Here is a 7,641-nt window from a genome sequence, read left to right on the forward strand (position 1 = left end):
CGCGCCGCCGGCCAAGCGCGCTCAGGCTGCGGCATACAAGCTGCCGATCGCCGGGCAGATCGTGGTCGGCTTCGGCGAACTCTCGCCCACCGGCGTGCGGGCGCGCGGCCTGACGCTGGCGCCCGCGCCGAACAGCGAGGCGATGGCCCCCGCCGGCGGCAAGATCCTCTATGCCTCTGCGTTCCGCGATTATGGCGGGATCGTCATCATCGACCATGGCAATGGCTGGACCTCGCTGATCACCGGCATGGCGCAGGTCGGCGTGCGGCGGGGCGATACCGTGCCGCAGGGCGCGGCACTGGGCCGGGTGGGGGCGGATTCGCCGCGGCTGACGGTAGAGCTTCGCCGCCGGGGCCAGCCGATGGATTTGAGCCGGTTGCTGGATTGATCGCGGGGCCGAACCTGCCGGCGCAAAACGGGACTTTCCTGCCTTTGCCGTGCCGCTCAAATGCCACTATATCCCACTAAGACACTGTTAGCGTTTCTCACCGAAAGTCGCCGTATGATCCGTTCGCTTCTCCAGGTTACCGCCGCGGTTGGCGCGCTTGCCATCGTGCCCATCGCCAGCAGCGCGATGGCCAATGTCGACACCAGCAGCTACCGCGAGCTCGAAGTCTTCATGGAAGTCTTCAACCGGGTGAAGAGCGAATATGTCGAGAAGGTCGACGACAAGACGCTCGTGAACGGCGCGATCCAGGGCATGCTCTCGGCGCTCGATCCGCACAGCTCGTTCGCCGACGGGCTCGATTTCGACAATCTGAAGATCCAGACCGACGGCAATTATGGCGGCCTGGGCCTGGTCGTGACGATGCAGGACGGCGCGGTGAAGGTCGTCGCGCCGACCGAGGATACGCCCGCCGCCAAGGCCGGGATCAAGTCGGGCGATTTCATCACCCATCTCGACGGCAAATATATCGTCGGCGGCAGCCTGGACGAAGCGATCGAGCAGATGCGCGGCAAGCCGGGCACCAAGATCACGCTGACCATCTTCCGTCCCGGCGCGGACAAGCCGATGACGTTCGAGCTGACCCGCGAGACCATCATCCAGAAGCCGGTGAAGTGGGAAGTCCGCAACGGCGTCGGCTATATCAACATCAACACCTTCACCGCGACCACCACCGCTGATACGCGCGCCGCGATCGTCGCGATCGAGAAGCAGCTGGGCAAGAAGCCGCTGGGCTATGTGATCGATCTGCGCTCGAACGGCGGCGGCCTGCTGAGCGAAGCGATCGGCGTGTCCGACGTGTTCCTCGATCATGGCGAGATCGTTTCGCAGCGTGGCCGCGAAAAGACCGATATCGAGCGTTATTACGCCGAATCGATGGTGCCGGGCGACATGGCCAAGGGCCTGCCGATCATCGTGCTGGTCGATTCAGGGACCGCTTCGGCGTCGGAGATCGTCGCCGGCGCGCTGCAGGACCATCACCGCGCGGTGATCATGGGCGAGCGCAGCTTCGGCAAGGGTTCGGTCCAGTCGATCCTGCAGATGGGTCCGCGCTCGGCGCTGCGCCTGACCACGGCGCGCTATTACACGCCATCGGGCCATTCGGTGCAGGAAGGCGGGATCAAGCCCGACCTGCCCGTCCCGCAGATCTCCGATCCCGACTACAAGACCCGGCCGGTGCTGCGCGAAGCCGATCTGCGCCGCCATCTGGTGAACACCGCCAATGTCGACGATTCGGTGCTGGAAGACGATAGCGGCAAGGACGATCCCCGCTTCTCGATGTCGGCCGACGAGCTGAAGAAGAAGGGCATCGAGGACTTCCAGCTCCATTATGCGATCCAGACGATCGTGCGGACCGGCGGACGCCCGGCCACCGGCGTGGCAGCGAAGAAGTAATCCGATGCGCCAGGACGGACTGACGACCGCGCGCTGGATCGCGCTGCTCGTGCCGCTGGGCCTGATGGCCGGCGCGCTGGGCTCACAATATATCGGCGGCCTGTATCCTTGCGAGATGTGCCACTGGCAGCGCTGGCCGCATTATGCGGCGATTCCGGTAGCGGCAGCCGCCTTCTTCGTGAAGCAGCGGCCGGCGCAGCTGGCACTGGTGCTGCTCGCGGGCCTGCTGGTCGCGGTGAGCGGCGCGATCGGCGTGTTCCATGCCGGGGTCGAATATCACTGGTGGCAGGGCATCACGCCCTGCACCGCGCGCGCCGGAGCCGGGATGAGCGGCGCCGATCTGCTCGACGCGATCCGCAAGGCGCCGCTGGTGCGCTGCGACGCGCCGCAATGGAGCCTGTTCGGCATCTCGCTGGCCGGGTTCAACGCGATCATCTCGCTGGCAGGTGCCGTGGCCGTGTTCGTGCTGGCGCTGCGCCGGGCGCGCTGATGGGCTGGAAGCCGGGAGACCGCCGCGAGGCGACGGGCACGATGATCCGGGTGGATCAGGCCGGCGAATATGGCGCGACACGCATCTATGCCGGGCAGCTGGCGATCATGGGTGACCGCTCGCCGGCCGCGCGATCGATTGCGGGCATGGCGGCGCAGGAAGAACGGCACCGCGCCTTTTTCGACGCGATGGCGGCGCGGCGCGGCGTACGCCCGACCGCGCTGCAACCGATCTGGAACGTCGCGGGTTTTGCCCTTGGCGCGGTGACGGCCGCGATCGGCCCGGAAGCGGCGATGGCATGCACTGCTGCGGTGGAGACCGAGATCGACCGGCATTACCGGCAGCAGCTGGAAGAGCTGGGCGACAGCGATCCCGAGTTGAGCGACGCCGTCGAGGAGTTTCGTGCCGAGGAGCTGGAGCATCTCGACACGGCGATCGCGGCGGGCGCGGAACAGGCCCCGGCCTATCCGCTGATGTCCGGGTTGATCCGGGCCGGGTGCCGGGCGGCGATTGCGCTGTCGAAACGGATATGAAACGGATAGCTGTCGGTCTGCGTTCAGATAAGGGCCGCTAAGGTCGGCCGTGTAACAGGAGGCGATTCGATGCTTAAGAAGATCGTGATGGGCGCGCTGGTCGCGACGCCGCTTCTCTGGGCCGCGCCTGCCTTTGCCCAGCAGCGCACCGGCGTGCTGCTGATCTATGGCAACGACAAGTGCCCGACCAACGAGAATGGCGACGAGATCGTGGTGTGCCAGCGGCTCGACGAATCCGAGCGCTTCCGCATTCCCAAGGAAATCCGCGAGGCCGATGTCCGCCCGCAGGCGACCGAGAGCTGGGCGGTGCGCCAGCAGGACGCGCTGACCGTGGGCGGCACCGGCACCAACAGCTGCTCGGCAGTGGGCGCGAACGGCGCGACGGGATGCTTCGTCAAGGATGCCAATGCCGCGCGGGCCGAGACCCGCAAGCGCAAGGAAGAGGCCGAGAACCTGCCCTTGCCTTAAGGCTGGGACTGGCGACCGATCCATTCGGGTGGCGCCAGCCGGACTGCATCGGCGATCAGCCATAGCATCGCGCCTGCGCGGATCGCGGCGGCGATGGCGATGTGGATCGGCGTGATGGCATAAGGCCAGGCCCCGTCGGTCGAGGCAAACCACCAGAATTCGGCGAAATAGGCTGCGGTCCCCGCCGCGACGAACAGCGCGACCGGGCGTAGCCGCGGGGCGGTCATCAGCAGCATCGGATAGAGCCACAGGTCGAACTGGGGCGAATAGACCTTGTTGGTCAGCATGAACCAGGCGAGCAGCGGCGTGAACAGGATCCACAGCCGCGCGCGGTGCTGGTGCCAGCCCAAGCCGATGATCGCGGCGGCGCCGGCGAGGAAGGCCAGCGCGGCATAGAGGTTGCGATCCGGCGTGCTGGTGACCCACCAGCCCTGAACCCCCATAATCTCCCAGAAGGATGCCGCGGTGCCGCTGCGTTCGCTGGAGAATGTGTAGAATTCGCTCCAGTTGGTGAAGGCGAATGCGGCGACCGGCAGGTTCGCGGCGGCCCATGCGGCGATGGCGGCGAGCGACAGCAGGGTCGCGAGACGGAGCCGCTTCAGCCAGGGATCGTCCGATCCGAACAGGGCTCCAAGGCCCAGCAGCGGCAGCATCAGCACCGGATAGAGCTTGGCGGCGAGGCCGAGACCGGCGGTGGCGGCTGCCGCCACGGTACGGCTCTCGCGGGCCAGCAGCATCGCAGCCACCGCAAAGGCGATCGCCAGCATGTCCCAGTTATGCCCGACATAAAGGACCAAAGGCGGCGCCAGAGCCCATGCCCAGAGGCGGCGATCGTCCATCCCCGCGCGGCGCAGCAGCCACAGGACGAGCCCGGCGAGCAGCGCGTTCACCAGCGTCACGATAAAGAGGAAATGCATCGCATTGGCCGATGCGCCGAATAACAGCCGCGTCACGCCGCCCTCGGCCCAGATCAGCGCGCCGGTGAGCACCGGATATTCGAGCCGGGCCTGGAAATAGGGGACTTCGCCGCCCGCCACGCCGCGCCCGTCCCAGAAGGGCACCGCGTCGCTGTAGCAGCCGGTGCTGTACTGTTCCGAGCCGGTCCAGCCGCCCGGCGCGCAATGCGACTTGAACAGCCAGCCCAGCGCACAGGTGAGCGCCAGCGCGAGCATCAGGCGTTTGATCTGGCGGTCCCACCCCATGGGCTGCGTGACTATCGACTGCGGTGGCGCGCGTCGATAGCCTGACCCCATGAAGCTGTTGCTGACCCTGCTCGCCCTGCTGGGCATGTCCCAGCCCGTCATCGCCCCGGTGGAGGACCGCTATGCCGTCGGGCAGATATGGGAATATCGCAACCTGCCGCGCGACGCGGGGTCGCTGCTCAAGATCCAGGCGATCGAAACCGATCCAGTGGGCGGGACCATCTATCATATCAGCGTGACCGGGCTGAAGATCGAGGCCGGCGGCGGCGTGTTGCAGGAGATCGGGCATCTGCCGGTCTCGAAGCAGACGCTCGATGCCAGCGTGACACGGCTTTCGCCGCTGACGCCGGACTTCCCCGATGCGGCCCCCGGAATCGCCGACTGGCGCAAGGCCAATGGCGGCGTGTTCACGATTTCCGTCGCCGAGATCGTCGGGGTGATCGAACAGAGCCTCCGCCAGAACAGCGGCTGAGAGTCGTTCGCATCGGCAACCTTGCCTCGTTTCGCCGGTTCGGAAGGGAAACGAGGAGAATTTCCATGGCCGATGCACGCATCTTCCGGGACCTGATGGCCGATCATGAGCGCCATCGCGAAATGCTGAAGAAACTTGCCGACAAGCGGACCGAGGATCGCGAGGCGTTGTTCGAGGCGCTGCGGGTCGAAGTCACCGCGCATGCCGCTGCCGAGGAGGAGTCGCTCTATGCGACGATGCTCGCCGATCCGGACCTGCGCGACGAGGCGCGGCATTCGGTGTCGGAGCACAAGGAGATCGACGATTATTTCGGCGAGCTGCTCGACCTGAAATTCGGCGGTGAGGCGTGGGAGAAGAAGTTCAAGGAAATGCGCCACCGCTACGAACATCATATCGACGAGGAAGAGGAAGAGATGTTCCCGGCCGCATCGAAGGCGCTGAGCGCCGCGGAAGAGAAGCGGCTGGCGGCGGTGTTCGAGAAGCGCAAGCCCAAGGAACTGGCGCTGGCCGAGGATGCCGAGCCGGGGGATGAGCGGGAGTAGCTGACAAGGGTGTTAATTCGCTCCGGCTCGGTTAAGCTGCCCGAAAAAGCCGGGAGAGAGTGATGCTTCGACTTGCCGCCGCGATCGCTGCCGTGACGCTGATTGCCCCAAGTCTGGCGGCGCCTGCCGCCGCGCGCGATATCGTGGTGGAGGCCGGTCCCAATGCGCAGGAGCGGTTGCAGGCGGCGCTGATCGAAGCCGAGCCGGGCGATGTGGTGCGGATCGGCGCGGGCCGGTTCGAGCTGACCGATGGCCTTAGCCTCGACGTCGACCGGGTGAGTGTGATCGGTGCCGGGACCGACAAGACGGTGCTGAGCTTCAAGGGACAGCTGGGCGCCGGCGAGGGCCTGTTGGTCACGTCCGACGATGTGGTGCTACGCGGCTTTGCGGTGGAGGACACGCGCGGCGACGGGATCAAGTCGAAGGGCGCGGACCGGATCGTCTACAAGGATATCCGCGTCGAATGGACCGGCGGTCCCAAGGCGACGAACGGCGCGTATGGCGTCTATCCGGTCGAGAGCAGCAATATCCTGGTCGATGGTGTGACGGTGAAGGGTGCTTCGGACGCGGGCATCTATGTCGGCCAGTCGGACACGATCATCGTTCGCAACTCGACCGTGAGCCACAATGTGGCGGGGATCGAGATCGAGAACAGCCGCAATGCCGATGTCTATGGCAATCTCGCCACCCACAATACCGGCGGCATCCTGGTGTTCGACCTGCCGAGCCTGCCCAAGGGCAATGGCGGCGATGTGCGCGTCTACAAGAACAAGGTGATCGACAACGACACGCCGAACTTCGCGCCGCCGGGCAATATCGTGGCGACGGTGCGGACCGGCACCGGCGTGCTGATCATGGCCAATGATCATGTCTGGGTGTTCGACAATGATCTGTCGGGCAACGCGACCAGCAATGTGATGGTGATCTCGTACCGCGTGGCCTTTACCGACACGAACTACGATCCCTATCCGCGCCAGATCATCGTTTCGGGCAATCGCCACGGCAAGGCGGGGTTCAAGCCCGAACTGCCGGGCGGGGACCAGCTGACTGCGGCGTTCGGCGGGAGCATTCCGCCGATCATGTGGGACGGGACCGGCAGCGATCTGGGGCTGCGCGTCGATGACGGCGTGCCGGTGCTGGGCATGGGGCTGGCGCTGGGACAGGGGCCTGAACATGCCAAGCCGGGCCTCGCCACGCTGAACGGGCCGGACGTGCCGCAGCGCGCGCCGGTGGTGTTGCCCGCGGCGATGGAGGCGGCCGCCAAATGAAGCTGCTGGCGGCGGCGTTGCTGCTGCTCGGCGTGGTGACGCTGGGCAGGCCCGGCGGGGTGAACGATGCGGCGATCACCGGGAACGGCTATTCGGCGAAACTGTCCGACTATGGCTTTTTCAGCGACCTGAAGGCTCGGACACCTGTGGCTCGGGTGATCGGCTACGACCTCGAGACGGCCCTGTTCTCCGACTATGCCGAGAAGCAGCGGTTCATCTATGTCCCCGCCGGGGCGACCGCGAAATATGACGCGCAGGCCGCGTTCGACTTTCCGGTCGGGTCGGCGCTGATCAAGACCTTCGGCTATCGGCATGATGGGGTGTTCAAGCCCCTGGAGACGCGACTGCTGTTGCGCCGGGCGAGCGGATGGGTGGCGATTCCCTATGTGTGGAATAGTGATGGCAGCGACGCCGATCTGAAGCGGGCGGGCACGCGGATGCCGGTCAGCTTCACCGATCCTTCGGGGCAGAAGCGCGAGATCAGCTATGCGGTGCCGAACCAGAACCAGTGCAAGGATTGCCATGCGCTGTCGGGCGCGATCACGCCGATAGGGCCCAAGGCGCGCTACCTGAACCATGACGGGCAGTTGCAGCGGCTGGTGGCCGGCGGGCTGCTCGACCGGGCGCCCAAGGATGCGCCGCGGGTGGCGCGCTGGAACGACCCCAGGGCGCCGATCGATGCGCGCGCGCGAGCCTATCTCGAGATCAACTGCGCGCATTGCCATAATCCGCAGGGAGCGGCGTCCAATTCGGGGCTGTTCCTCGAGCTGTGGCGGACCGATCCCAACGCGATCGGGCTGCGCAAGCGGCCGGTGGCGGCCGGGCG

10 protein-coding genes are annotated in these 7,641 nt (G+C 66.2%); 9 read left to right on the forward strand and 1 reads right to left on the reverse strand.

Going from position 1 to position 7,641, the window contains the following annotated elements:
• The 5 genes from P1X14_RS21110 to P1X14_RS21130 all read left to right on the forward strand — a co-directional run.
• The coding region (locus P1X14_RS21110) for a peptidoglycan DD-metalloendopeptidase family protein (RefSeq protein WP_277317399.1) at positions 1 to 388 on the forward strand (388 nt) is incomplete at its 5' end.
• Positions 389 to 502: 114 nt separating this feature from the next.
• Positions 503 to 1,840: a S41 family peptidase gene (locus P1X14_RS21115; RefSeq protein WP_277317400.1), complete on the forward strand. Its 1,338-nt coding sequence runs from the start codon at positions 503 to 505 to the stop codon at positions 1,838 to 1,840.
• 4 nt (positions 1,841 to 1,844) lie between these two features.
• Positions 1,845 to 2,330, forward strand: coding sequence for a disulfide bond formation protein B (locus tag P1X14_RS21120; protein WP_277317401.1), 486 nt, complete (start codon positions 1,845 to 1,847; stop codon positions 2,328 to 2,330).
• Positions 2,330 to 2,863 (forward strand): demethoxyubiquinone hydroxylase family protein, encoded by a 534-nt coding sequence (locus P1X14_RS21125; protein WP_277317402.1) that lies wholly within the window; start codon positions 2,330 to 2,332, stop codon positions 2,861 to 2,863. The genes P1X14_RS21120 and P1X14_RS21125 overlap by 1 nt, the downstream gene beginning before the upstream one ends.
• Positions 2,864 to 2,932: 69 nt before the next feature.
• Positions 2,933 to 3,331 carry a hypothetical protein gene (locus P1X14_RS21130; protein WP_277317403.1) on the forward strand — a complete coding sequence of 133 codons (399 nt, stop codon included), beginning with the start codon at positions 2,933 to 2,935 and terminating at the stop codon, positions 3,329 to 3,331.
• Here the strand turns inward: P1X14_RS21130 and P1X14_RS21135 are convergent.
• The gene (locus P1X14_RS21135; RefSeq protein ID WP_277317404.1) at positions 3,328 to 4,533 is read right to left on the reverse strand and encodes a hypothetical protein; all 1,206 of its coding nucleotides are present in this window, start codon (positions 4,531 to 4,533) and stop codon (positions 3,328 to 3,330) included. The two genes, P1X14_RS21130 and P1X14_RS21135, sit on opposite strands and share 4 nt — an antisense overlap.
• Before the next feature lie 49 nt (positions 4,534 to 4,582).
• On the opposite strand from P1X14_RS21135, the gene P1X14_RS21140 reads away from it, so the two are divergent.
• The 4 genes from P1X14_RS21140 to P1X14_RS21155 form a co-directional block, all read left to right on the forward strand.
• A complete protein-coding gene (locus P1X14_RS21140) occupies positions 4,583 to 5,005 on the forward strand; it encodes a hypothetical protein (RefSeq protein WP_277317405.1) in 423 nt (140 codons plus the stop codon).
• Positions 5,006 to 5,070: 65 nt separating this feature from the next.
• On the forward strand, positions 5,071 to 5,547 hold the full coding sequence (locus P1X14_RS21145) for a hemerythrin domain-containing protein (RefSeq protein WP_277317406.1): 477 nt from the start codon (positions 5,071 to 5,073) through the stop codon (positions 5,545 to 5,547).
• Between the two features lie 62 nt (positions 5,548 to 5,609).
• Complete coding sequence (locus P1X14_RS21150) at positions 5,610 to 6,815, forward strand: parallel beta-helix domain-containing protein (RefSeq protein WP_277317407.1); 1,206 nt, start codon at positions 5,610 to 5,612, stop codon at positions 6,813 to 6,815.
• Positions 6,812 to 7,641 (forward strand): hypothetical protein (locus P1X14_RS21155; protein WP_277317408.1); only part of this gene is annotated, 830 nt, incomplete at its 3' end. The genes P1X14_RS21150 and P1X14_RS21155, both read left to right, overlap by 4 nt.

The organism is Sphingomonas sp. AOB5, from assembly GCF_029433115.1.
Taxonomy (GTDB): domain Bacteria; phylum Pseudomonadota; class Alphaproteobacteria; order Sphingomonadales; family Sphingomonadaceae; genus Sphingomonas.

Bases quoted from the DNA above. Each gene is read 5' to 3' on its own strand.
- P1X14_RS21115 (WP_277317400.1), top strand. From the start codon at position 503: ATGATCCGTTCGCTTCTCCAGGTTACCGCCGCGGTTGGCGCGCTTGCC.
- P1X14_RS21120 (WP_277317401.1), top strand. From the start codon at position 1,845: ATGCGCCAGGACGGACTGACGACCGCGCGCTGGATCGCGCTGCTCGTG.
- P1X14_RS21125 (WP_277317402.1), top strand. From the start codon at position 2,330: ATGGGCTGGAAGCCGGGAGACCGCCGCGAGGCGACGGGCACGATGATC.
- P1X14_RS21130 (WP_277317403.1), top strand. From the start codon at position 2,933: ATGCTTAAGAAGATCGTGATGGGCGCGCTGGTCGCGACGCCGCTTCTC.
- P1X14_RS21135 (WP_277317404.1), bottom strand. From the start codon at position 4,533: ATGGGGTGGGACCGCCAGATCAAACGCCTGATGCTCGCGCTGGCGCTC.
- P1X14_RS21140 (WP_277317405.1), top strand. From the start codon at position 4,583: ATGAAGCTGTTGCTGACCCTGCTCGCCCTGCTGGGCATGTCCCAGCCC.
- P1X14_RS21145 (WP_277317406.1), top strand. From the start codon at position 5,071: ATGGCCGATGCACGCATCTTCCGGGACCTGATGGCCGATCATGAGCGC.
- P1X14_RS21150 (WP_277317407.1), top strand. From the start codon at position 5,610: ATGCTTCGACTTGCCGCCGCGATCGCTGCCGTGACGCTGATTGCCCCA.